This window comes from Fibrobacter sp. (assembly GCF_017545445.1).
Lineage (GTDB): Bacteria > Fibrobacterota > Fibrobacteria > Fibrobacterales > Fibrobacteraceae > Fibrobacter.
Map to the genome: position 1 here is coordinate 1 of NZ_JAFWOM010000027.1, position 25,360 is coordinate 25,360.

20 protein-coding genes are annotated in these 25,360 nt (G+C 46.2%); 10 read left to right on the forward strand and 10 right to left on the reverse strand.

What is annotated here, in order from left to right:
- Positions 1-140 (reverse strand): GTP-binding protein (locus tag IKG78_RS03055; protein ID WP_290939406.1); only part of this gene is annotated, 140 nt, incomplete at its 3' end.
- A gap of 586 nt (positions 141-726) precedes the next feature.
- A complete protein-coding gene (locus IKG78_RS03060) occupies positions 727-4,902 on the reverse strand; it encodes a hypothetical protein (RefSeq protein WP_290939089.1) in 4,176 nt (1,391 codons plus the stop codon).
- A 750-nt stretch (positions 4,903-5,652) separates the two neighbouring features.
- On the opposite strand from IKG78_RS03060, the gene IKG78_RS03065 reads away from it, so the two are divergent.
- The 3 genes from IKG78_RS03065 (at position 5,653) to IKG78_RS03075 (ending at position 10,793) form a co-directional block, all read left to right on the forward strand.
- Positions 5,653-7,383, forward strand: coding sequence for a glycosyl hydrolase family 5 (locus IKG78_RS03065; protein ID WP_290939092.1), 1,731 nt, complete (start codon positions 5,653-5,655; stop codon positions 7,381-7,383).
- 240 nt (positions 7,384-7,623) lie between these two features.
- Positions 7,624-9,186 carry a glycosyl hydrolase family 5 gene (locus IKG78_RS03070; protein WP_290939095.1) on the forward strand — a complete coding sequence of 521 codons (1,563 nt, stop codon included), beginning with the start codon at positions 7,624-7,626 and terminating at the stop codon, positions 9,184-9,186.
- Between the two features lie 287 nt (positions 9,187-9,473).
- A complete protein-coding gene (locus tag IKG78_RS03075) occupies positions 9,474-10,793 on the forward strand; it encodes a glycosyl hydrolase family 5 (RefSeq protein ID WP_290939098.1) in 1,320 nt (439 codons plus the stop codon).
- A gap of 553 nt (positions 10,794-11,346) precedes the next feature.
- Here the strand turns inward: IKG78_RS03075 and IKG78_RS03080 are convergent.
- Positions 11,347-12,399 (reverse strand): M48 family metallopeptidase, encoded by a 1,053-nt coding sequence (locus tag IKG78_RS03080; RefSeq protein ID WP_290939101.1) that lies wholly within the window; start codon positions 12,397-12,399, stop codon positions 11,347-11,349.
- A gap of 127 nt (positions 12,400-12,526) precedes the next feature.
- Positions 12,527-13,087, reverse strand: coding sequence for a LemA family protein (locus IKG78_RS03085; RefSeq protein WP_290939104.1), 561 nt, complete (start codon positions 13,085-13,087; stop codon positions 12,527-12,529).
- A gap of 179 nt (positions 13,088-13,266) precedes the next feature.
- On the opposite strand from IKG78_RS03085, the gene IKG78_RS03090 reads away from it, so the two are divergent.
- The 3 genes from IKG78_RS03090 (at position 13,267) to IKG78_RS03100 (ending at position 16,752) form a co-directional block, all read left to right on the forward strand.
- The gene (locus IKG78_RS03090; RefSeq protein ID WP_290939107.1) at positions 13,267-14,109 is read left to right on the forward strand and encodes a TIGR02147 family protein; all 843 of its coding nucleotides are present in this window, start codon (positions 13,267-13,269) and stop codon (positions 14,107-14,109) included.
- 2 nt (positions 14,110-14,111) lie between these two features.
- Complete coding sequence (locus IKG78_RS03095; protein ID WP_290939109.1) at positions 14,112-15,359, forward strand: FISUMP domain-containing protein; 1,248 nt, start codon at positions 14,112-14,114, stop codon at positions 15,357-15,359.
- A 340-nt stretch (positions 15,360-15,699) separates the two neighbouring features.
- On the forward strand, positions 15,700-16,752 hold the full coding sequence (locus IKG78_RS03100) for an Rpn family recombination-promoting nuclease/putative transposase (RefSeq protein ID WP_290939112.1): 1,053 nt from the start codon (positions 15,700-15,702) through the stop codon (positions 16,750-16,752).
- A 125-nt stretch (positions 16,753-16,877) separates the two neighbouring features.
- Here IKG78_RS03100 and IKG78_RS03105 read toward each other — a convergent pair whose 3' ends face one another.
- Positions 16,878-17,093 (reverse strand): hypothetical protein, encoded by a 216-nt coding sequence (locus IKG78_RS03105; RefSeq protein WP_290939115.1) that lies wholly within the window; start codon positions 17,091-17,093, stop codon positions 16,878-16,880.
- 22 nt (positions 17,094-17,115) lie between these two features.
- Entirely contained in the window at positions 17,116-17,811 is a 696-nt protein-coding gene (locus IKG78_RS03110; RefSeq protein WP_290939120.1) for a hypothetical protein, read from the reverse strand.
- Positions 17,812-18,310: 499 nt separating this feature from the next.
- On the opposite strand from IKG78_RS03110, the gene IKG78_RS03115 reads away from it, so the two are divergent.
- Positions 18,311-19,897 carry a hypothetical protein gene (locus tag IKG78_RS03115; protein WP_290939123.1) on the forward strand — a complete coding sequence of 529 codons (1,587 nt, stop codon included), beginning with the start codon at positions 18,311-18,313 and terminating at the stop codon, positions 19,895-19,897.
- A gap of 78 nt (positions 19,898-19,975) precedes the next feature.
- Here IKG78_RS03115 and IKG78_RS03120 read toward each other — a convergent pair whose 3' ends face one another.
- Positions 19,976-20,254: a hypothetical protein gene (locus IKG78_RS03120; RefSeq protein WP_290939126.1), complete on the reverse strand. Its 279-nt coding sequence runs from the start codon at positions 20,252-20,254 to the stop codon at positions 19,976-19,978.
- A 315-nt stretch (positions 20,255-20,569) separates the two neighbouring features.
- Here IKG78_RS03120 and IKG78_RS03125 point away from each other — a divergent pair, with 315 nt between their 5' ends.
- Complete coding sequence (locus IKG78_RS03125) at positions 20,570-21,202, forward strand: FISUMP domain-containing protein (RefSeq protein WP_290939129.1); 633 nt, start codon at positions 20,570-20,572, stop codon at positions 21,200-21,202.
- Positions 21,203-21,213: 11 nt separating this feature from the next.
- Here the strand turns inward: IKG78_RS03125 and IKG78_RS03130 are convergent, their stop codons facing one another.
- Positions 21,214-22,125: a WYL domain-containing protein gene (locus IKG78_RS03130; protein WP_290939131.1), complete on the reverse strand. Its 912-nt coding sequence runs from the start codon at positions 22,123-22,125 to the stop codon at positions 21,214-21,216.
- Positions 22,126-22,380: 255 nt separating this feature from the next.
- Between IKG78_RS03130 and IKG78_RS03135 the strand changes: the two genes are divergently transcribed.
- Positions 22,381-22,719 carry a hypothetical protein gene (locus tag IKG78_RS03135; RefSeq protein WP_290939136.1) on the forward strand — a complete coding sequence of 113 codons (339 nt, stop codon included), beginning with the start codon at positions 22,381-22,383 and terminating at the stop codon, positions 22,717-22,719.
- Positions 22,720-22,727: 8 nt separating this feature from the next.
- Here IKG78_RS03135 and IKG78_RS03140 read toward each other — a convergent pair whose 3' ends face one another.
- Entirely contained in the window at positions 22,728-23,744 is a 1,017-nt protein-coding gene (locus IKG78_RS03140; protein WP_290939139.1) for a hypothetical protein, read from the reverse strand.
- A gap of 116 nt (positions 23,745-23,860) precedes the next feature.
- Between IKG78_RS03140 and IKG78_RS03145 the strand changes: the two genes are divergently transcribed.
- A complete protein-coding gene (locus tag IKG78_RS03145) occupies positions 23,861-24,538 on the forward strand; it encodes a hypothetical protein (RefSeq protein WP_290939142.1) in 678 nt (225 codons plus the stop codon).
- Between the two features lie 251 nt (positions 24,539-24,789).
- Here IKG78_RS03145 and IKG78_RS03150 read toward each other — a convergent pair whose 3' ends face one another.
- Positions 24,790-25,350 (reverse strand): M48 family metalloprotease, encoded by a 561-nt coding sequence (locus tag IKG78_RS03150; RefSeq protein WP_290939145.1) that lies wholly within the window; start codon positions 25,348-25,350, stop codon positions 24,790-24,792.
- Between the last annotated feature and the right edge of the window lie 10 nt (positions 25,351-25,360).

Consider the following 25,360-nt stretch of genomic DNA (forward strand, 5'->3'; position numbering starts at 1 on the left):
AAACGCTTTGCTGCGGCGAGACCCTTAGCAGCGAGAGTCGTGCAGATTGCAGCAGTAAGAGTGGTTTTACCGTGGTCAACGTGACCGATCGTGCCGATGTTGCAGTGCGGCTTGCTTCTGTCAAAATGTTCTTTTGCCATTTTTTCCTCTTCTTCAGCAGAAGGTTTATCGCTTCTAGTTCAAGAGAATACTTGATTCTCCGTATTTTCACAGAGCATAGGAAGCGGTACTCTGCGAAATTGGAACACAAATTTAATAATTTCTAGGTAATTTGCAAGTATTTTTCTTTTGAAATTTCGTCAAAAATGCGGATTTTCGGACTTATCCACAATTTTTTCGGCGTTTTTCTGCGACCAAAATCACACGCAAATCGTTGATTGTAAATGGCTTTTTTCGCTCAATTTTAAAGGTTCAATATTTTATTTCAACCATAAAACCACTTTTTTAACATTTTATCAACATTTTCAACAATAGTCAGAATTTTCTATCCACACTGACCACTATCCAAAGTAAAAAGATTTTTACATTTAAAATTTTTACAATATTTTACATTTTAATCCGCAAGGAGACTGTATATGCCGCCCCCGGAATAAATCCGGGGTGACAGTGTTAGGGGGTACAGTATGGTCCTATCGGGTTTGAACTCCGCAGGATGACTGATAGGGTCCACGCATTACAAGACTTTACTGGATCCTGCTCCTTCTGTCGTTCATGACGTTCCTTAACCTACTTTTTATAGTATGCGCCTTTCGCGTTCTTGCCCTCTTTCACGCGGCGGCCTTTGAGGTCGTACGTTTGCTTGGTGCGAGGCTGCATGCGGATTTCGCCGGTGGCTGGGTTCATGCGACCCACGGCAGTTGTTCCCTTGCCGCCTGCGATGCTCTTGCCACTTTCGTCTTCGATGACGATAACTTGCATGCCGCCGAACTCGTCGATGCTTGCCACTTCGGAACTTGCCGTAGCGCTTGCGGCAGAATTTGCCGGCAAGAAGTCTGCGGTGTAGGCCTTGGCGTATGGCGACGCGGCAACAGGCTGAGGATTAGAGCCGTCGGTACATTCCTGCGGCTTTTCGCTCGGGTCGTACAGGTACGCACGGAACGGATTTATCCATACATCATGACCAAACTTCGTGAACTTGCCGATTTTTACACCATTGCGTGGTTCTCCGGTGTAGCCCCAGACTTTGCCCAATTCACCGTCATTGCATGCCCATTTTTTGTAACCGAATACACCGCGCATCTGCCATTTGCTTTCGCGTTCACTTTCTGCAGCGTTTTGGTCATATACTGTAGCATCAGAGGTCGCCTTCAGCGTTACGTTAGTTTTGATTTTAAGGGTCGATTTATTCATCTTGACCATGTACGGCGTATTCGCTTCCAAGGTATTATGCTTTGTATCTGAGCTTTCCCAGACTTTGTTCACGCAAACGCCTTCCTTCTTGCTATTCTTGATGCATACCCCCACGTAGGCAAACTTGTAAATGCCTTCGATGCCCTCTACGTCTTCAGTGCTCACGCTGAACGGCAGCATCAATGTGGAGTAACCTCCAGTTTCCAAATCCACAGTAAACTTGCGGTTGAACGTGACGGCGACATTCTCTATGTCTTCAGTGATTTTCACCGCATCCGTTCCGCTGTACTCGCCGTCGATGACCGCACGCGTGCCGTTTTCGTCTTTCAGCACTTGCACAGCAGCGTAGTTGTGAACGACTTCCGGGACGATGGAGAACTTCACTTTTTTCGTCCCTTCATAATTACCCTTGCCCGTAAATACCATAATGTATTCGCCAGTGTTGACAGCCTGAGTTTCTATGCCATCCTTTGTAATAGAGAAAACATAATTATCATTAGACACTTCATCGCCGTTAAAATCCACAATTTTAAACGTTGGGATGATTTCATCGCCCGTGTAAGTATAAGATGGTTCGATGCTGCTAATAGAAGCGTTTTTGAGGTTATGTTCTCCATAGTACGGATGAAGTTCCTTACCAGCGATATCTATCGGTGTCGATGCAACTTTGTTTATGCCATTTTCAGTGTAATAAAATGATTGGCTGTACCCATACCCATATTCTACAGTCACTTTGTAATTTTCTGGATCAAAATCAAAAGGACAATTCTCAAAAAATATTTCAACGTGGCCATAGCTGCTGGCATAGATAAAGTCGTCTTCAGTCGTATAGCCGAGATAAACAATGCCATTTTCTACAGAGCCAGACACAATGAATCCGGAACCGATACTAGACGCATGCATGCCAGCATTTGCAGTCACCTTGCCTCCACTGATATAAATCGCTCCTCCTGAACCATATTCTCCGCCACCAAGGCCTGCACCTCCATCCCCACCTGTTGCTGTAACAGTTCCACCACTGATATAAATTGCTCCTCCTGAACCATTTTCTCCGCCACCGAGGCCTGCACCATACATTCCACCTGTTGCTGTAACAGTTTCGCCAGAAATGATGATGATTCCACCAGTGCCTCCTCTTCCGCCACCGAGACCTGCACCAAACATTCCGCCTGTTGCTGTAACAGTTCCACTAACGATATAAATTGTTTCTCCTGAACCATTTTCTCCGCCACCGAGGCCTGCACCATACATTCCACCTGTTGCTGTAACAGTTCCGTTAATAATGTTGATAATTCCGCCAGAGCCTCCATTTCCACCACCGATACCTGCAGCACCCAGACCTCCCGTAGCTGTAACAGTTCCGCCATTGATGGTGATTGTTCCGCCGGATCCATTATCTCCGCCACCGATGCCTGCACCATTATTTCCCGTAGCTGTAACAGTTCCGCCATTGATGGTGATTGTTCCGCCAGATCCATTATCTCCGCCACCGATGCCTGCAGCATAATTGTCGCCTGTTGCATAGAGCGATCCCATTCCCTCTATAGTCAACATATTTCCGCTAGACACATCTATGCCTTTCAATGCGGTAAGAGTCTTGCCCTCATCTAGAATGAGCGTCACATCGCCCGTGACGACAATCCGTTCGTCAACGGTTACGTTGCTCGACACCCTGTAAATTCCGCTAGTCATCGCTGTAGTTGTTGCTGTTACAGTTCCATCAAATACAGTAAAACTGATGGTTTTAGAACCAGTATAGATGCCACCGTCTATCGCAGTAATGGTAAGCGTGTAGTCGCCCTTATCCTTGACAAGCGACGGAGTGAAGGTTGCCGTGTAATCCTTATTCTTGATAAGTTCATTTCCTTCGACATCCGTAACCTTGTACGTCAAAGCAATTTCTTCGTCGGTATAGAGATAATAAGACTTTACGCCACTGATTGAAACAGCCACGATATAGAACTGTGTGCCGTCCGACGCAATTTTTTCAAGCAAAATTTCATTTGCGGGAGCATTCAAAAAAACCAATTTTCCATACGTTCCAACATTCTTCGTCTTGTAGCAGTCCGTCACAGCCACGCTTCCAGCGTCCATTTTCACAAGGTCAAGATTATCCGTATTTTGGCCATCTTGTTGAATATAAAGGCAGTTCGAAACGGTCTTTGCGCCGCCATTATCGCCCCAGCCAAAGAAAACTCCCTTCGCAGTTTCGCCGTGCACAAGCATACCTCTAAACACGCAATTATCGATAGAAATATCGCTGGTGAGCCCGTGTCCAAGAAAGCCGCCAATGTGAGAGCCACCGTTGATTGTTGCGGACACAACACAATTTTCAATCTTGTTGCCTGTTCCATTGGAGTAACCCACAATGCCAGCTGCATGAATACCGCCAGTAACGTTCCCAGCCAATGTCAAATTCTTAATCGTAGCGCCACTAATGTAGCTGAACAAAGCCGTACCAGAGTTATCCACATCTTCAATTGAAGCCGTGATGGTATTTCCGCCGCCATCAAACGTGCCAGAAAACGGAGCGACCAACGAACCTCCGTTCACCACGCCCACCTTTGTAGAAACAGCAATATTCGCACTAAGCTTTATAAACTTACCGGCAAATGAAGCCCCATCACGAACGAATTCAGCAAACTCATCCCATTGGTCTGCATTATTAATAATGTACGGGGCCGATTCGGAGCCACTGCCCGTCAACGATAATTTTTTCGTAACTACATAAAACTTGGTGTCACCCGCCACGGTCTTTTCTTCTGTAATAGCGTCTGTAGGAGCAACCAAATATACTAGTGCGCCATACGTGCCAACTTCCGCCGTCTTGTAGCAGTCCGTCACAGCCACGCTTCCAGCGTTCATTTTCACAAGGTCAAGATTGTCCATACTTTGACCATCTTGTTGAATATAAAGGCAGTTCGAAACAATCTTTGTACCGCCATTATCGCCCCATCCAAAGAAAACTCCCTTGGCTTTTGAACCGCCATCAAGTATTCCATTGAACACACAGTTGTCGATAGCGATGTCACTCGTGCTCCCGTGTCCGAGTATGCCTCCAATGTGCGTATCGCCGTTGACCGTAGTTGACACCACACAATTTTCAATTCTGTTTTTCGCCCCCATAGAAACCCCCACAAGCCCCGCAGCATGTATTCCGCCATGGATTTCACCTGTCACAGTGAGATTCTTGATAATAGCCCCATTGATGCAACCGAACAAAGCCGTACCTATACCATTACTTTCAAAAATATTGGCATGGATGGAGCGACCGTTGCCATCGAACGTGCCAGAAAAAGGTTTGTCTATCGACACAGTCGAGTTGCCTACTTTTATTTCGGTGTGGGAACCGACTTGCTGGGTAACGGAGATATCCAATTCAAGCTTTATATACTTGTCCACGTACGTATTGCCGTTATTGACTTCTTTTGCAAACGTTTCCCAATCTTTTGCGTCATGGATGATGTATGGGTCCGTTTCAGAACCTGAGCCCGAAATATTGCCGTCTGTCGCCCATGAGGGGGCAACGGCGAGGAGTGAGAAGATTAGCATTAACGCAATGCGTTGTCCAACGTGGAGAGGACGCATGTGATGGAAGAGATTGGAGAGAGACATGGGAGTTTTAGGGGGTAGTGAAAAGTGGTTAGTGATTAGTGGTTAGTAGGCAGGGATGCAAAAAGTGCTGTGTAAGCACAAAAAGGCACCTCGCTACCGCGTGATACCAACCTAACACCCTACACACCACAACATGTTGTGCATCCTGCACGAACTGAAGGGGTTCTGATTTTTTCATTACATAAAATTTATCTAACGCAAACAAGCTTGTCAATACAAAGGTCTAGCGATGTGATAAGGGTCAAGTGGGCGGCGAAACCGCAGTAAGCAGCAGGCAGTGGTTAATGATTAGTGGTTAGTATGCAGGGATGTAAAAAGGTAAGGGGGAATGAGGTATGGGGTCGCCCGCTAAACGATGAACCGGTTGGTGTGGTTCGACAGGCTCACCAACCTTTTGCCGAACCATGGGGTATGGGCGATTGCAATAAGTACCGTGTAAGCTGGTCCCGGAACGATGTCCGGGATGACAGCGTGAGGGAGGACGTGTAAGCGATTTGAACTGCATGGATCCTATCGGGTTCTACGAACCCTCCAGAATGACAGCCAGAAGTCCGAGATGACAAATGTGAGGGGTATAGTGTCGCAATTACAACGCAAAAACAACGCAAATTGTTTTTTTACTGGACATTAAGTATAATATTACTATCTTTAATCGAGGTGTTTGGGGATCATTTCTGAGGAACTTCTATGAAATACCCCCTTTTTAAATCCCTATTCGCATTAGGGACTATAGTTTTGGCGTGCTCGTGCTCAGACGACAAGGTGTCTGCTAGCGATAACAACGAAGTAACTTTTGTGCCCTGCGAAGCTGCTTGGCATGTGCCCTCCGAAGGCATCGTCATTTTGCAGGATTACAGAGTCACTGACCTTAACGGGAATCAAATCGGCACGGCAGTCGTAAGCGATCCCGCCACTCCGAATCTCGTGTTCGTCGTTGACTTGAAAGGCTCAGTCCTGGTCATCCAAATTGACTTGAACGACCAGAGCAAGGTAAAAATCATCAACGGAGACGCTGCCAAGTGCACTGTAAAACCGAACATACCGGCTCCCGATCCCTCCGTTACAACTTGCACTCCCGCTTGGTATATCGTCGCTGAAAAGCCGTACCTTATCTACCCCGATTCTACGGTCACAGATGTAGCAGGCAATCAAGTCGGCAGGATTGCAGCCATTCCTGGTACTTCGCTCGTCATGGTGAATGACATGGCAGGTGCCCCAATTATTGCAAACGTTGACCTCGCCGCTTACCCGGTTATTTCCGGCAACAACATCCGCTACAAGATTACCGACTCCGTTTTCCACTTGAAGCATGCAACTGGCGATTATCTCATTTACGGAAACGGTGTCGTAACAGACGCAAACGGAAACATAATCGGTTCCGCAGACATCGCAAATGGAACTATCACATTGACTAACGGAGTCGCTCCGATTACGACGAATTTTGCAGCACTTCCTATTCTGCAACCGACTTCCAAGTGCGTGGATTACGTTCAGCCGGTCGTTTCGTCTTCGAGCGTGACTCCTCCGCCAAGCAGCTCTGAAGTCGCACCACCTCCACCTCCTAGCAGCAGCAGCGTCACTCCAAAGAGCAGTGCAGCCGTGGTCAAGAGCAGCAGCTCCCAGAAAAAGAGCAGCAGTTCCCAAGCAAAGAGCAGCAGCTCGCAGGCAAAGAGCAGTTCTTCTGTGGTCACTGGCGGATGCCCGAAGATTGTAGAGAAAAACGGCGGTGCCAAAGGTAGCGGATTCGCCTCACGTTACTGGGACTGCTGCATGCCTAGCTGCGCCTGGCCTGAGAACTCCGGCGGAAACCCGTCGAAGACATGCGATGCGAGAGGCAAGAACCCCGTGAGTGGCGGTGCAAATATTTGTGCCGGCGGCCAGCAAGCCACTTGCACAAGCCAGATTCCGTTTACGGTCGAAGGCTGTGAAGAATACGGTTTTGCGTTCGCGGCGGTACCGGCCAGCGCAGGCGGTCAGTGCGGCAAGTGCTTCCAGCTCACCTTTACCGGCCAGGGTCACTACAATTCTACCAACGCCAACACCCAAAAACTCAAGAGCAAAGGCAAGAAGCTCATCGTCATGGCCACAAACATCGGTGGCGATGTCCAGCAAGGACAGTTCGACGTGTTGATTCCGGGTGGCGGCGTCGGCATGTTCAACGGATGCAGCCAGATGGGCTGGGGTCCGCAAGGTGAACAATACGGCGGTCTCCTCTCCGACTGCGAAAAGGAATCCAACTACAAGGCCAATACTTACGCCAAGTGCCTCACCGACAAGTGCAACAAGGCATTCGGCAACGATGAAGAAGCAAAGAAGGGCTGCATGTTCCTTGTCGAATGGATGGAAGCCGCGGGCAACCCGGAGCACAACTTCGTCGAAGTGGAATGCCCCGACGTTCTCAAGCAGCGTTACAAATAAGCCTATATAATATAGTACACTACAGTTTTTCAGCTCAGGCCGCAACGCCTGGGCTTTTTTGTTAGTTAGGTAATAGGTTTTAGGGGTTAGGTTTTAGGACCAATAGCCAATCACTTTTATTACAAAATCATTACCTTATAAAATTTTACGTGAAATTTTTCATGAATCAAACTATCTTTTAGCGTGGATGGAATTGGTGGTACTTTCGCAAGAAAGTCATTTTGGTATATGAGGATACTTATGAAACACCAATTCCTAAAGTCAGTTTTAGTCCTTGGCTCAGTTCTTGCATTCATGAACTGCTCCGACGAGGCCACAAGCGCCCCCGACAACAACAACGGCGGCATCCAAATTCAGCCGAGCGACCCGACTCTCACGTCTTCGGCAGCGGCAACCCCCAATTCCGTTCAGGCATCTTCCACAAGCGAAGCTACGGCTGCATCGTCTGCAACTGCACAGTCGCAGCTTTCTTCGGCAAGCGTCATGCCCAGAACATCCTCGGCTAACGTGCAATCTTCGAACAGCAACGTGAAGGCAAGCTCCTCCAGCGTCGCAAAAGCCAATTCTTCGAGCGCCAAGGTTGCAAGTTCTTCTGCAAAAACATTGCAGAGCAGCTCTTCGGCCCAAAACCAGCCGAGTTCTTCGGAACAGCAGCAGTCCACAGGCAAAATCACCGTCACGGGGAGCCTGACCCAGACCGTCGCCAAGGGTAGCGCCATCAGCAAAATCACCTTTAGCGGAGTAGAATCCGAACCGCAGCGCAACTGGAAACTGCATTTCTTGCAAGCAAACTACGACAAGAATGCCAAGACCTACACCCTCGAAGGCACAGTGCCCGATTACTGGAGCACAGAAAAGGAAACCGAAGAAATCACCATCGACGGCCAGAAATTCTCTTTCGTCTTGACGCTTAGCGGCACAACGGCAAAGAGCTCCAGCAGCGTAAAGTCTTCTTCGTCTCAGCAACAGCCCAAGTCCTCTAGCTCTGTCAAGTCTTCAAGCTCCGTCGCAGCCTCTTCGAACAGCGTAAAATCTTCGACCAGCGTCCAGTCGAGCAATTCTCAAGGCGCAGGTGATGTTTCTGCCGAAGAAGCCAAGTACCTGAATGCCGGTGCGGGCGGACAACAGGGCTTTGCAACCCGCTACTGGGACTGCTGCATGCCCCACTGTTCCTGGCCTGAACACGGCGGCAATAACCCAGCCAAGACTTGCGACGCCAAGGGCAAGACCCCCATCAGCAACGATCTCGGCAGCATCTGCTCCGGCGGCCAAGGTACCACTTGCACAAGCCAGACCCCCATTATCGTGAGCGAAAAACTCGCCTATGCATTCGCGGCAACGCCGGGTAACGACGGCACATGCGGCAAGTGCTTCGCCCTCACCTTCACGGGTCAAGGCAAGTACGAAACCAAAAAGAATCACGAAAAACTCAAAGGCAAGACCCTCGTCGTGATGGCATCGAACATCGGTTATGATGTCTCCGGCGGCCAGTTCGACGTGATGATTCCGGGCGGCGGATTCGGCGCCTTTAACGGATGCAGCCAGATGGGCTGGAACATTCCGCAAAACACCACAACGTATGGCGGACTCCTCTCCGACTGCGAAAACGAAGCCGGTTATGATGGCGACACTTACTCCAAGCGCAAGGAATGTCTCACCAAGAAGTGCAACAGTGCGTTTGCAAACGACACCGAGGCCAAGGAAGGCTGCCTCTTCCTTGCGACATGGATGGAAGCTGCCGGCAACCCCTTGCACACTTACAAGGAAGTGCCCTGCCCCGAAGCACTGAAGGCCAAGTTCTAAGTCAATAGCCGGCCCCGGCATGCTTCGACTCTGCTCACTTCGATTGAACTCAGTGCAAGCAGCACAGGCTCTGCCGGGGTGACAGCGAAAAGAATGGAACGAAACGTCCCAAAATTTGGGGCGTTTTCTTTTCACAACTCATTGATATTTAATAACTTGCGTCATATCACAATTATTCTCGAATGAGTTTCTTTTTACTCTTATTTACAAACTTTTTATGAATAGTTTTTTATTTTTGAACGTGGATTGGAATAGGGTGCTGCAAATTTACAAGGGCTTATTGTATCATGAAGAATAAACTTTTCACAACCCTCGTTGTCTTCGGGCTTTCCTTCATTGCTTGGAACTGCTCCGGTGACCCGGCTTCACCCATACCAAACCAGAATCCCGCTTACAATCCAACAGATTTAAGTAGTTCCGCAATTGTACCAGTCGCGCTTTCCAGCAGCTCCATCGCAACAACTCCGATGAGTTCCGTGACCGCTCCGGTCACGGTTTCCAGCAGTTCGGTAACGAGCCCCGTTATCGCAAGTTCAAGCTCCGTAGTAGCACCCGCATCATCTGCACAAAAAACGCAAAGCAGTTCCTCGGTCGCAAACAAGCAGAGCAGTTCTTCTCAGCAACAGGCAAAATCCTCCTCTGCCAAATCAACAAAGCAATGTAACGGCCAATGCTACGACAGCGCCTCGGACAAATGCGTTGGATATCATGATCAACAAACTGGTCCCAAAGGCGAAAAATACGCCTACAATGAATCTTGCAAAATAAACTGCTATTACGATCCCAACAATAAAAATTGCGAAAGCATGGCGGCTTCCAAACCGGCAAGCAGCCAATCTCAACAACCGAAGTCTTCTTCTAGCAAGACTGTTGCATCTTCTACATCCAACTTAGAAACGAGCGTCGAACTCAAGTACATCTCCGGTGGCAGAAGCGGAAAGGGTTTCGCAAGCCGTTACTGGGACTGCTGCAAGCCCCACTGCTCTTGGCCCGAACACGCCCACGGCAATTACTCCAAGCAGTGCACCAACAAAGGCACTAAAGAAAGCACCGACTGGGGTGGCGGAAGCGTCTGTAGTGGCGGCGGCCTCATGACCTGCACAAGCCAGATTCCTATAATCGTGAATGACAGCCTCGCCTACGCTTTCGCGGCAGTGCCCGCAGCAGACGGCGGTTCGTGCGGCAAGTGCTATGCCCTCAAGTTTGACGGCAAGGGCAAGTACGAAAGTAAAATGAACCACTCGAAACTCAAAGGCAAGATTCTCGTCGTCATGGCAACGAACATCGGTGGCGACGTTCAGCAAGGCCAGTTCGACGTGATGATTCCGGGCGGCGGTGTCGGCTTGTTCAACGGTTGTGCCAGCATGGGTTGGGGCAATCAGGGCAAACAATACGGTGGTCTCCTCTCCGACGGCTGCGAAGGCGACAGCAAAGGATACACCGCACGTAAAGATTGCCTTGCTGAAAAGTGCGAAAAAGCCTTTGCCAACGACGCAAAAGCAAAAGAAGGCTGTATGTTCCTTGCAACATGGATGGAAGCCGCTGGCAACCCGACACACGAATACAAAGAAGTGGAATGCCCGGCTGGCCTCAAAGCCCAATACTAATTACATAAAAGGGCGCCCGCCACAGCGGGCGACATAAGAGATTAAAAAGCACCCCGCAAGGGTGCTTTTTTATTTGCCAAAGAACTCAAGCGTCAAATGAGATTAGCCAAGGCCTCCGGCCCTCGCTCAAATTGATTTTTTAAGAAAAAATATTTATTTTGAAGTGAAAATTTGCAAAATTCAAGACCATATTGAAGAAAATTTTGGAATTCGTACCTATAAATTGCTGTTTTATGCCCTTTTATCGGTACAAAACAGGTTATTTCCATTCCAGTAAGGCAACGTCAAGACAAATTCTATTAAACTTGAACCTATAAACAACCCATAAATTCGTTTTTATAGGTATTTTTACACTTAATTTACATGTAAAAACAGAAAAGTGTACCTATAAAAGTGATGGTTTTCAGGGATTTATAGGTACGAAAATAAAAAACGAAGTTCTCAGTACCTATAAATATTCATTTTCATCTGTTTTATAGGTACAGACACCCTAAATTCAACAGCCATCAACCAATGACCATCGACTAACGACCATTGACCAATAACCATACCGCTAGAACTGCTCTAGCAGCTTGATGCGTTCGGGCGTGTCCGGGTGCGTGCTGAAAATAATATTCAGCTTTGCGACAAGCCCGCTCAGCATGCCATCGTCTTCTTCGTCAGGGTGGACAATGTAAAGCTGCGCCACGTCATCGCGACCGACACTCGAAAGCCCAGGCTCCGCAGAAATCTTCCGCAACGCCGACGCAAGAGCCAGCGGATCGCCACAAAGCTCGGCGCCACCTGCATCGGCGACGTATTCACGCTTACGCGAAATCGCAAGACGTGTCATGGTACTGACAAAATAAGCAACCGAAGAAACGAGCAACGCGACAAGAAGAATGACAAGAACGATAAAGAGGCCTCCCCCATTCTTGCTGCGCCTCCGCGAACCGGACGAATTGAGAAGCCCGCCAATCATGCGGATTGAAATCGTCATGAGCGTCGAGAGAATCCCGACAAACACAATGCACACGACCAAGAGGCGCGTATCGCGGTTTTTGATATGCGTAAGCTCGTGCCCCACGACTGCCGAAAGCTCTCTATCATCTAACTTGTTTATAATTCCAGTCGTAAGCGTCACCGTATAGGACTGGATATCAATACCGCTTGCGAAAGCGTTCAAGTTCGGGTCGTCAATAATGTTGATTTGCGGCATCTCGATGCCGCCCGCAATGCAGAGATTCTCGACGATGTTATAGACGCGCACGTTCTCCTTGCGTTCAAGCGGACGCGCATGAGTCGCATGCCGAATGATAGACGTATTCGCAAAATAGGCGATGATAAACCACAATGCGGTAATCCCAATCGTATAGGGAAGTGCTATACGGAAATATTCCCACACCAAATCCCAATGGAAACCGGCAGAGGCAAAATCGCGGCAGGCTTTCCGCAAATTCTCCGATTCTAGACCATAGCCCTGCATACTGCAAAAAATTCCGAGCCAATCCAGCAGCATGATGAACGCAAGCACCATCGCCAAAAGAATCACCGGGAACATACAAAGCAGAATAGCCGTATTACGGTTATTCCGCCAAATCTGAGTCTGGATACCGACGTATTTCATGAGCAGTTGGAAGTAGGAAGTAGACAGTAGGCAGTGGTTAGGAAAATAATCGCGGCTTCGCCGCCCTATATAACGCGCGACACCAGTCGCGCCATTATTTCACTGTCTACTGCCTACTGTCTACTCATTAAAACTTCACTTCCGGTGCTTTCTCTAATGTGGCCCTGTTTTCCGTAGCCTCGTACATAGCGGCACGCTTAAAATTGAACATACCCGCAAGGATGTTGCTCGGGAAAACTTCGCAAGCGTTGTTGAATTCGCGAGTCGCGGAATTGAAGAAACGGCGAGCAGCGGCAAGCTTGTTCTCAATGTCCGAAAGCTCCGTCTGCAACTGCAAGAAGTTCTGGTTCGCCTTGAGTTCCGGGTAAGCTTCCAGCGAAACCTTGAGTCCGGAAAGGGCGCTGCTCATCGCCTTGTCAGCGGCAACCTTCTCGTCAATCGTCGAGGCGCTCATCGCGGCAGTACGTGCCGCAGTCACCTTTTCGAGCACATCCTTTTCGTGGGCGGCGTACCCCTTGACCGTCGAAACAAGCTGCGGCACAAGATCATAACGCTGTTTGAGCTGCACGTCAATGTTTGCGAACGCATTTTCGCGATTGTTGCGGAGCTTCACCAGTCCGTTGTACATAGAAACGCCCCAAATTACAAGAATAACGGCAACGATAATTACGATTATTCCAATCGTCATAGAATCTCCTTTTTATACCTTACATCGGGAATATATAAAAAAACGGAAAACAAATAAAAAATCAATTTTAAATGTTTATGAAACGCTTTTGTTTCATATTTTAATTTCGTATAAAATATTTATATAAAATCTTCACTTTTTAGTGCAAAAAACGCAATTTTTGTTTTATTTTTATGAATATGAAACCGATTACCGAATATCAAGATTACCGCCAATACATGCGAGATTTCTATGCCGAGCGCAAGAGAAGCTCGTATTTCACCTGGCGAAAATTCGCAAGTCTCGCAGGATTTGCTTCATCGGCGTATCTGAAACTGGTCAGCGACGGACAGACAACCCTCAGCAAGCCGGGAATTCCAAAAGTCGCACGCGCCATGGGTCTCGAAGGGTTCGACTACACCTATTTCACCCTGCTCGTAAAATTCGGGAACGCCAAAAACGACGACGAAAAAGAATCCGCCTTGAGCGAACTCGAACACGAAGCACGCATGAACAAAATCCGCATAGTCGATGCGGACGCGTTCCGCTACTACGAAACGCCCGCCTGCCCCATCATTCGAGAACTCGCCCCCATCATGCCGGGAGCAACATTTGGCGAAATTGCATCCAAAATAAGGCAAGGCGTTACAGCCGCCGAAGTCCGCGAAATCTTGCAGTTCCTCGTCAATGCAAACCTGCTCCAGAAAAACGCGGACGGGACTTACGAACAAACGCAAAAAACGGTTAGAGGCTCCAAGGAAGCAATTCCTCTTGCCATACGCACCATGAACAGGAAAATGAGCGAACTTGCGGTACGGTCCATCATCAAGGATTCCGTGGAAGAACGCAATTTTTCCGGCATCACCATGGGCATCGACAAACCCACTTACGACCGCATCACCGAGGAAATCGACATTTTCCGCAAAAAGATTGTTGACATCGCCAACGAATGCCAAACCATCGACCAAGTTTATCAAATGAACTTACAAATATTCCCTCTTACGGACAAAATAGAATCTTCGGATTCAAGGAAGGAGAAATGAACATGAAAAAGACAATACAACTGATTCCGTTATGTGCAGCACTATTCTGGGCCTGTTCAGATTCTCCGGACGTGACTGGAACCACCATAATCGACAATACGATGAGTCAAAATGAAAGTTCTTCGAGCGAAATCCAAGGACAGGAATCCTCGTCGAGCACACCGCAATCCAGCGCTCAAGCAAAATCGTCGTCCAGTCAGCAGCCGCCGAAACTCTCGTCGTCCAGCGTAACAACGTCATCGGCGAGCCAACCGCCTTCGAGTTCCGCAGGCACCCAAGAAGCGTCACCCGCTTTTGCTAAAGACACGAAAAACGGCTTTAAGTTAGGCTCTTGCATTGCTTCTGGTTTGGAACCCTTGCCGATACGCGCCGTTCCAATCGCAAGTCTCGCAGAAGCATCTTCAGGAGAAATGCCCAAAGCGTACATCCTTAACGATGGCGAGGGGCATTACCAAGTGATGGCCTTGAACGTAAGAGATTACTGCCTCGTCGAAGCGGACCTTTTGACAAAACGTTCCGGCGACACCTTACAAATTGATTATGGAGTCGTCCATTCAGAAACGACATGCACATGCTATAGCGACCACTGGTTTGATATCGAACCCGAAAATGCGAACGTGAAGTTTATCCAAATCATGTTCTTCAACAGAACCACATACCAAGTCAGTGACGGGCCGGCTCCGGAACCATCGAAAACAACACCGACAGATTCCACTGCAGCGCAAAACGATTCTGTTTTAACAGATACGCGTGACGGAAAAACATATAAAATCGTCAAGCTCGGCGAAAAAATTTGGATGGCCGAAAACCTCAACTACGAAATGGATGACGGCGTCAAGAGCTGGTGCAACGGCAACAAGAAAGAAAACTGCGACAAGTATGGTCGTTTATACACATACAAGTCCGCAACCTACGCATGCCCTACCGGATGGCACCTGCCCGAAGTTGAAGAATGGCCCGAAAGAGGAAATGGCGGACACCCCGCATTCCTCAACTACGCCGTCGTAGGTTGGTATGGTGGAAAAGACACATACGGCTTTTCCATCCTGCCCGCCGGGAATTACTCTGCCAAATCCCAGTATTTCTTTGAACCGGGCGGCGGCACCACCTATTTCTGGACAATGACGATAGACACGCGAAACAATAACTGCGCTACAATGATTCATTTCGGCAGCGGTTCCGAAGGAATGGTCAGCGTCTGTGCAAGCGACGAGAACGACGGACTGTCCGTCCGCTGCTTGAAGGATTAAACAGAATAAACACGAATCTTAGGCAAGGTTCCGATTAAAAGGTATGTGTAGAATTTGCACATGCCTATTTTCGTTCCGACATATTCCATCACGTCACCACCTTATTTAAAATTCGCGCTATTCGCTTGTTGTTGCTACTCTCGTGCTAACGGTTGTTGACAAAATGAATTCAAAACAAAATATCTCTTGCTTTTCTGAAAAGAGTTTTTTAAATTAAGCACATACGTTTTTGAAGATGCAAGACATTTTCAAGAATTTTGTTTGCTATATCGTTTTCTATATCCTTTGCTATATGAAATTGCGTGCCAGTTCACCTTGAATAATTGGCCCCACAAAACCCATGGAAAACGAAAAAAAGACTTCCAAACGAAAACACGATGCATTCTTTCGTTGGCTGTTTGCCGACACAACTCATGTCCGCTACTTGCTTGAACTTGCAGCGAAAGTAAATCATGATATCGACATGTTCCTGACGCAGGTCAATCTTGATACACTCATGCGTATTCCCGATTCCTATTCGGAAGTTGACGATACCGGCGAAGCTGATTTGGCGTTCCGCGTGAACGTTTCAACAGGAGCCCCGATTCTCGTCGGAATCCTACTGGAGCACAAATCAGGTCGCGACCCCACAATCTTCGACCAGATCTCCAAATACATCCATTCCGTCATGAAAATTCAGGACAAGAACCGGATTTTCAGCGGAATCCCGACGATGGCGATAATATTCTACAACGGACGTGACAACTGGAATCCGCTCAGAATCCTCGAAAAATCCTATCCGGATTACTTCCGCGGAAAGGTGCTGCCGTTCCAGTGCACGTTCGTGAACATGGCGAACATTCCCGACAGCGACTGTCTCGCCTGCGAAGATATCGCAACCGGCATGGGGATAATCGCACTGAAACATGCATTCAACAAAGATAAGCTGCTGGAACTCTTGCCGCAGTTCTGCAAGTTCTTGGATAAAATGCCGCGAAACGAGGCGTCTTGCCTGCTTGAAAAAACAAGTATATATTTAATGGAGTATCTTGGAAAAGATTTCCTAAAGGAGCTGAACATGGCGTTCGTAAGCATCGGACAAAAATACGGTTTCGTAAGCATTGGCGATTATTTCCGACAGCAAATGGCAGAAGAACGTCAACAGATGGCAGAAGAACGTCAACAGATGACAGAAGAACGTCAACAGATGACAGAAGAACGTCAACAGATGACAGAAGAACGTCAACAGATGACAGAAGAACGTCAGCAACTTGAAGAGAAACTCGACCAAGAACGTCAAAAAGCCGAAGAAGAAAAGCTCCGTACGGCTCGTGCGCTTTACGAAGACGGTGTTCCCATAGAAACTCTTGTCAAAAGATTCAATCTTACAGAAGAACAGATTCTAGGGAAATAATCCCAATTACATCATTTAAAAAGAACCCACCGAAGTGGGTTCTTTTTTAAAGTTTCAATAAAAAAGCGCACACTCATTTCCGAGTATGCGCTAAGTACGTCCACAACACATCTTACGTACTTTTTTTATAACAAGCTGTTAATACCTTCAAGAATGCCGGTCGCAAGCTTGAAAGGGGCGCAAAACACTTCTCCAGCAACATTGACAACCGTTTTTCCGATATCTTCGCTATTATCAATGATTTCCTTCGTTACCGTACTTGCAATAGCAGTTGCCAAAACGGGTGCAGCGTCCGCTACAATTTTCTTTGCCGCAATGGCGGCGATAGTTTCTATTGGCATATAGGTTTCTCCTATTTTTTAGTTATCGGCCGCAATTTACTGCCGACATGACGGTTTGAAGGCCGAACATGTTGACAAGAGCACCAGGGGCCCAATATTTTTGGAATTCGGCTTCGTTTCTGTTATATACCCTTGCCGAAGGATGAGGAACACAGTGGAATTTTGGAGCCAAGACTGTCTTCGTTTTCAACCCGTTAGCCCATTTATAGCCTTTAGCGGCTTCACCGCACAAAACTACCTGCTCGGTACCATTGACGATGATCGAGTTGGCAGTATTTGCGCAGTGAAGGTAAGCACCGTGTTTTCCTTGAACAAGGGGCCCCTTGCCTAAGAATACATACGAAGCGTTTAAGAAAACAATACGCTGCTTGAGAAGTTTCTCAAAGAGAATCTTGACATCGTTGCCGCGCCAGGCATGGATATCCACGCCTAACGAACGAAAGATGACTCCTCCAGAAAGGGAACTCGCCGTTTTGGCGATAGTCGGCTTTGCAAACGGTATGCCAATCGCCTCTTCTGGATAAGGGTCTCGACCCACAATGGCCAACTTAATTGGTGCAGAGTTTCCGCGTGCATGTTCAAGTTCAATCAGGTCCAGTGCCGTTTCTAAATATTCCCATAGAGTGGCTGACTGGCTTTTGATGCTTGCGGAACCACAACAGAGCTGGCAAAAGGAATCGTGGCAAGTACCAATGACGGGGGTAATCAAACGATTCATATTAAAGACCCTTCGCAATTTCTTTAATGACTTCGCGAACAGCAATAGAAACGATGAGTTCGAACATAAAAAAATGCTCCTTTTTTTTGTGGTTAATGATTAGGTTTGAAGTGGATTAGTCCACTAGAGAGTTGATTATCAGAGCAGCTAGAATAAACACGACGAGTCCTTAGCAAGAATAGGGGTTAAACAAAACTTGGCAGGTCACCCCACGAATACTGTGAGCACAAAGTTCTCGGTTAGTGGGTGTATTCGTATGCATATTTACCTTCCTTATGGTTTAAGACAACATTCGAGATAAGGGTAGCATGCGCTATCCTGTGGGCTTTTAGGGCCTTTTCGGGAGATTGTCTTGGGTTGATTTGACTCAGAGCTTTTTAGCTCTTGTTATATTCCAAATATACCATTTCTTTTTTGTTTGGCGAAACCTGAATGCTCAAAAATAAATTTGGAAATTTTCCAAAAAAGGTATATATATACAGAAAAAGGAGATAGAAATATGAAAACAAAAGAAATTGGCGAACTACGAGAGTTTTTCAAACAAGCGAAATATGAAAAATATCTTTCTATCCCTCCAATTCCTAGTGGAGGAATGAGGGTGTTTGTGGGTAGTAAAAAAATACCTAATTTAAATGCAGACAATAAATATGCTCCAGCATTTAAAAATGGTGAATTCCGCAAGGACCTCCGAAAAAAGTATAGTTCTTTAGCTTTGGACGGTAAATCTCCAGAGAACGACCCTATTGAAAAAACCATCTATTATTATTTCCCGTTTACCAAAATAAAAAATCTCAAAGATGATGAAAAACAGCAACTCGAAGAATGGAGTACTGCGTTTTGCCAATTACTCGATATAGTAAAACCGATAGAAATTATTATTGATGGAGCAAAAACACGTAACTTCCTCGTCAACGAAATTTTTGAGGATACCGCTAAAAAAATATGGGAAATAGATGACACTTTTGATGGCAAAATCTTAAGAACTCATTTAAAAACAATTGAACCTAATTGTCAATTGGTGGGCCTTCCATTATATCGCCCTCTTTCTGAAATTGAGAAACTAGAAAATATAATTGACGAGATGGGGCATGCTATAGCTGATGTCCATGATATTTTTGAATTCGTTGAAAATGAAGTAAATGATGAAGCAGAGGCATATTTTGATAATGCCACGTATTTTGATGGTGAAACTCTTGCTGATAAACTAGAAGTTCAATATTCTTTACATCGTCTGTGGGAACAACTCAAGGAAATAAAATATCGCTTGACAGAAAACAAAGAGATTTCGAAAACCGATGAGTTGATTCTAAATGCTAGTATAATTGATGACATTATAGATTTTTTTGATTTTAAAAAAGATCTCATAGAATTCAAGTCAACCAAATATCACTTGATAGAAAACAAAAAAATTTCGAAAACCGATAAGTTGATTCTAGATGCTGATATAATTGGTGATGTTATACAATCTTTTGATGTAAAGAAAGAACTCAAAGAACTCATATATCGCCTGAAGACAGACAACGAGAATGACAACGAAATTTCAAAAACCGATAAGTTGATTCTAAATGCCGGTATAATTGATGACATTATAGATTTTTTCGATTTTAAAAAAAGAGATAATTTAATTGATGAGAATACTGATGAGAATACAATGCCTTGTGCTAAAGTGAATGCAATTATTGAATGTGTAAAAAGGCTTAGAATTTTGGATTATGAAACTAAAAAAGGTGAACTAAAATCTGTTTGTGATAATGCGATATTATTTTATATCTTGTTAGAATGGGCACTAAATGGCAAAAGTCCTGATGAAATTATTTTGAAACTTGGCATAAAAGTCAACTATGAAAGTTGCAAACCTAAAGATGATATGATTATTGATAATAATGGTAACACAGTACTATCTCATGTATACGAGTATTTTGTCACTAACAAAACCATTCGAAATGCTCGTAACGCGAATCAAATGAAAGAACTCTTTACAAAGGACAAGAAAACCCTTTGGAAGCCCAAAAAGATTTTAGATGAAGTTCCTTACACTCATGTTTCTTGGCATCCGTATATTGACAAATCTTGGAAGAAGAATTGATTTTTTACCTCTCAAAAAACTTGGCAATACACCCAACAAATAAAGGATACTCACTCCTCCCCTGCGGAGGAGTTTCCTTTACCTCAACAAATAGTACTCATCCGAAAGTGCTTGCAAAGCAGTGACTCCTTCTTTCATTTTGATACTCTTGATGGCATCGAGCACGAAGTCCATGCCGTATTTGTCAATGTACGAAGCGACTAAAAATTTGAGGTCCTTTTGAACTTCCTCGATGGATGGTGCTAGAGCACTACTGCATGCGGGGCAATATCTCATACTCTTTGCAAATGATTCTGAAACTTCGAATTCGGAATTGCATTTTTCGCATCTCACTACGGCTCTTTTAAGTCTAGGCATTTGAGTCTCCTATTAAGTTTTTAAAAATTCGAGTTTTCACCACCAAATATAAGCGATACATATAAAGTTTCAAACGCTTAAAATATCAAGGTTCCAAAAAATGGAACTTCGAAAATTGCGCCCGCTCTCAAAAAATTTGTTATTTTGCATGTGTTATCCATACAGTCGCTTTTTAAGCTTCAGCAATTGAAACTTTTATTCAAAATCAAAAGTTGCAAGAAATATGTCCTGCAAAAAAATCGCTTTGATTGTACTCCTTTTGTTCTTAAATTTGCGGTATCCAAAGTAAATTAATTATCATAAAAAGGAATGCTTATGTCCGTTATAGTCAATCCCAAGAAGCCCGCCCAGCCCCAGACCGAGGGCGAAATGACCGCAAAGAGAGCCGCTGCCGAAATGGGGACATTCGTTGACCCGCGTGACAGTACAGAATACAAGACCTGCAAAATCGGTAACCAGGTATGGCTCGCCGAAAATCTAAAATTCGAGTTAAATTCCGATGACTGTGTAGCCTACGATGACGATTACCAGTACTTCGACAAATACGGTTATCTGTATAACGAAAAAGGCTTGGAAGAAGCGATTCCCGAAGGTTGGCACTTGCCGACAAGAAAGGAATGGGAAACGATGATCCGCTTTGCCAAAAAAGATTCCCGCTGCAAGGACGTTTTGAGCGTTCTCGCTTCGGAGGAATGGATCGAGTCAAGTTCCGATAAGTACGGCTTTTCCATGGTCGCTGGGGGAATGCGCTATGACAACGATGACTTTGATTTCATTGATTTTTCGGCTCACTTCTGGTGTGTCGAAAAAACGGTTGACCCATTAAGTCACGCAATCGGTCGTAACAAATTCTATACAAGCGTGCGTTTCGAAAATGGCGTTGACGAAAACGATGACGAGGAATATCCTGAGTACGCATCCGTCCGCTTGATTAAAGACGAGGATTAAGACTCAACAATTTATTGTCCGCTATAAACTTTCGCGGCCCGTTCAAACTCTTCCTTGAACCAGAGCCTTAAATCTCGCGGCTCCAATATTTCGGCTTCGGCAAGGAACTGCGGGAAGTAGATTTTCGCGAGTTTTTCGGAACACTCGAAAGTGTAATCGCCAGCACCACAAACTTCTGCACCATCTATTTTCGGGCGGTTCGTCGTGAGCTTGTTGTAACGCTCCGCACCTTTCTCCGTCAATCGAACTTTAACACTTTGCCCGTAACAGAGGAACGGATCGAAATGTTCGCGGTACAGATCAACCTGATGCGAAAGCTCAAAATTTTCGCAATGGTACGCTTCGCTTTCTAGATCGGCGGCGACACCCCTGATATGGCAAAGGCGTAACGAATGGAAACGGCTTGGCACAAGCTTACTCACATTGCCATCGCACACAACGATATAGGCACGCACTTGCGAAGACGAAAAAGCCAAAAAACATGGCGAAACGTTTTTCACGTCACCGCGATAGTTCAGCGTCACGTTTACCCGCTTTTCCATAGCATTCAATAGTTTATTCAAATCATCGCCGAAGATAAAGCATTCACGTTTACCGCGAGGCAAGTTGACATAACATTCAAAGTAATAGCGGCAAAGAGTCGCCACCTTGATATTACGGGCACTTGCTAAGTTATTCGCATAATTCGCAAAACTTTCGCCAGTCTTCGAAAGCGAGAACTGTAGCGGTGCGACAGTCTTGTACAAAGTATCATCCATCGCAAGTTGGGCTACATCTGGCACGGGGAACTCCGCATAGCGGGCAAGAATGCGGTTACACAAGTCGCCAATCCCCTTGAGCCCATAATCTTCGACGTCGAGTTCCATCTGGCTACGCAGCAAATGCGACGATGCCACCTTAATTTTCTGAGATACGCTAATCATACCCTAAAGATAATTTCAATTGTAGAGCTTTTGTGCAATTGCAGCCAAAATTTAAAAGTTCCAGTTTTTACAGCAACATCCGCGATTTCATGCATTTTTAGCCCAATTTGCTCAAACACACACTTTTTTAAAAGTTCCAACTTTCAGAACGCAAAAATATTGCCTATTTGAGCACGTATAAAAATCTGTTAAATTAAACGCAAAAGAGATTGCCACGCCCTTGGCACGCAATGACAACATCAAAAGGAGGCCAAAATGGCTGCTACAAAATCACAAATCAAAGCAATCGAACCGGAAATTGAAAACGTCACTGACGAAGATGCCGAAGAATCCATGGGCATTTTCGAAAGCATTATCGATATTGCACACGACCTGTTTCCAAAGGCAGTCGAAGATGGCTTGGAACGCGTCGCCAACTACATGGAAGAAATCGGCCCCTCGTGGGAAGCAGGCTGCGACCGAATTTATAACAAAGTCATGAATTTTCTAGATGGAGCAGAAGAGGCGACCATGAACGCTATCGACAAGTTGCAACACAGCCCCGTCGGTGCGGCCATTGACCAAATTTACGAAAAGAACCACCGCGACGATTAACTGCGACACTATTTTTTCACAGAAGTCTTCGCGGCCTCTTTCTTCTGCTGTTCTTCTTCCGGCATCGGTTTCGTATCTTCGAGCAGGCGGTCGGCCCATTCCATCCAGAACGTGCAGCGTTCCGCTTCAAGCTTCATCTTCGCGAACTTCACCGGTTCGGTTTCGACGGCAAGCGTCACGACGGATTCCTTGTACGCCTGCGGAAGCCCTGCCACATGCGACATGCGCTTCTTGAGTTCGGCGACGGTCGCATCGAGAATATCGACTTCAAAACGCCTTTCAATGTAACGGCGAGTGATGAACCCGAGCGACATGAAGTAATCACCCTGATTGCCTTCGGCGAGGTAATTCCTGTTGCGCAGATTCTTGAGCGCAAGCACGGCCTCTTCGTATGGCGGCAGCTGCGGAGCTTCGCCACGCTTTGCAAATTTCTTATGCAAGAACCATCCAAGGAACACGAGCAAGGCAACGCCAAGCACTACAAAAAGAATATAGAGCCACTGCGGAAGTCTCGGGTCGCTCATCGGGTCTTCGACTTCAATAATGTCCGCCTCTTCGCCGTTCGTGCGTGCAGAGACCTTGACCGCGACGGGGTCCGTGTGCGTCTTGATAGTATCCGTGCCAACGATGGCATTCACCTCTTGCGGGGCAATCAAAAAGTCGCCGCCCACGAACGTGTTGAGCGTCGCAAGCCAAGTGAACTTCGCCATCCCCTTGGGCATGCCCTCGGTAATTTTCTCGTTTTTCATTTCCTTGACTTCAAAACTGCCAAGGTTCCCGACAAAGCTCGGCAAATCGACAATGGCGTTTTCAGGCGCCGTGACCTGGATTTCGTAATTGAACTTGTCGCCAATAAAAACCTGCGCGTTATCGACATTCGCCTTGACCGACAAATCAAAAGCATGGGCAGAAACTGCCAAAAACGCAAATACCACTAAAAAAGCTGCGTGAAAAAATCCGCTTCTCTGCGAAATACCACGACCATCCATTCTATTTTGCGCTTCAAAAACATTCATTCGTGACATAAAAACCTCTGTGGCAAAGAATATACAAAAAAATAAAGCTCTTGCACAAGTAAAACCGGGTTCACCGCCAAAAGTCCGTAGTGCACCTTTTGTATATTGTACAAAAAGGAGGGATTATGCAAGACAACGCTCCAAATGGAGAAAAACTACTCCTTTCGCTTAAGTTTTTTGCTGTTTTACTAGTAATTTTCAGCATTGCAGACTGCATCATACTAGCAACCGCTCTAGAAGATATCAATGGCAAAGCCGCTTTATTCATGTTTACCTTCTTTATGCCATGCTTTTTTATTACCATTGTTGCGGCATTCATTTCTCGCCTGTTCTGGCTTTTGTGGATTTTCCGTGCCGAAGCAAACTTGCGGGAAGTAGCGACCACGACATTTTCCCCGTGGATAGCCGTCTTCTTTTCTTTCTTCCCGATAATGGACGCTTTCATTCTCAGAGATATCGTCCAAAACACGGAACGACAACTTGACGCAAAACAACCGAATAACCCCACAACCCCCATCAACTTGAAACCGGTTTATATTGCATTCGCATTTTTAGCCGTCAATATCTGCTGTGCTTTCTTACTCTACTCAAACCACTTAAGCACCACATTCCCGATTAGCATTACCACCGGCACAATCATCATCGCCGGCATAATAATTTGCCTTGTCCGGGTCATCAAACCGTTCCTGAAAAAAGAACAGCAACTATTTCAAATTCACGAGAACGAAATATTGAACACATTGAAAAAGAAGGTAGATGAAGTCTTGCACAACCGCAAAATAGAAGAAGCGAAGTTTGAGTAGGAGTTAGGTTATAGGTTTTAGGGGTTAGGTATGAGCTCGCACCCTTACGGGTGCTTTGGGGTATGGGGTTAGGAACGTCATTCCGAACAGTGTCGCTACACACGTCATCCTGACCCTGGAGCGTAGTGATAGGGGAAGGATCCAGTGAAATCTTGTAATGCGAACACAAGACTTGACTGGATCCCTCGTCGCTTTGCTTCTCGGGATGACGGAGAAGCATTAACAAATAACTAATGGCTAATGACTATTGACTAACCACTAATCACTTTTTTCAACATTCTCTGGCTGCGTAGTGCGACGGTCGGGTGTTCCCTGTAAATCGAGGCAAAAAACTTTGAATACGGGATTTCGCAAGCGGCAAGTTCATGCATCGCGGCTTTCGCCTTCTGCTTCCCTACTTCCTTGAAAGCATACGCATCCGCCTCGTATTCTTGAGTCCAGCAATACCAATTGAAAAACCACTTGAACGGAATCGCTACCAAATGCAGCCACAGCACCGCTTCGAAAAAACTTACATGCCAGCGCTTGAGCAACGCCACAAAGAACCACACTGCCACCATGCACAACGCAACCTTCATCAAGTTCCGCAACACCGCATGGTGCAACGCCTTGTGCCCTTCTTCGTGCTTCTCTACGAATAAGCTATTCGGAGGATCGCTGCGATTCTCTGGCAAAGGCACAAAGTCGTTCACTAGCGGAATCAATCGCAAAACCGCAAACACGCCACCGCGCAACTGCGTAAGCCTGCGTTCGCGAATTTCAATCGCAATCCGTGCGGCAACCTCCACACAAAGTAAAATATACAACAACATAACAGAAAAA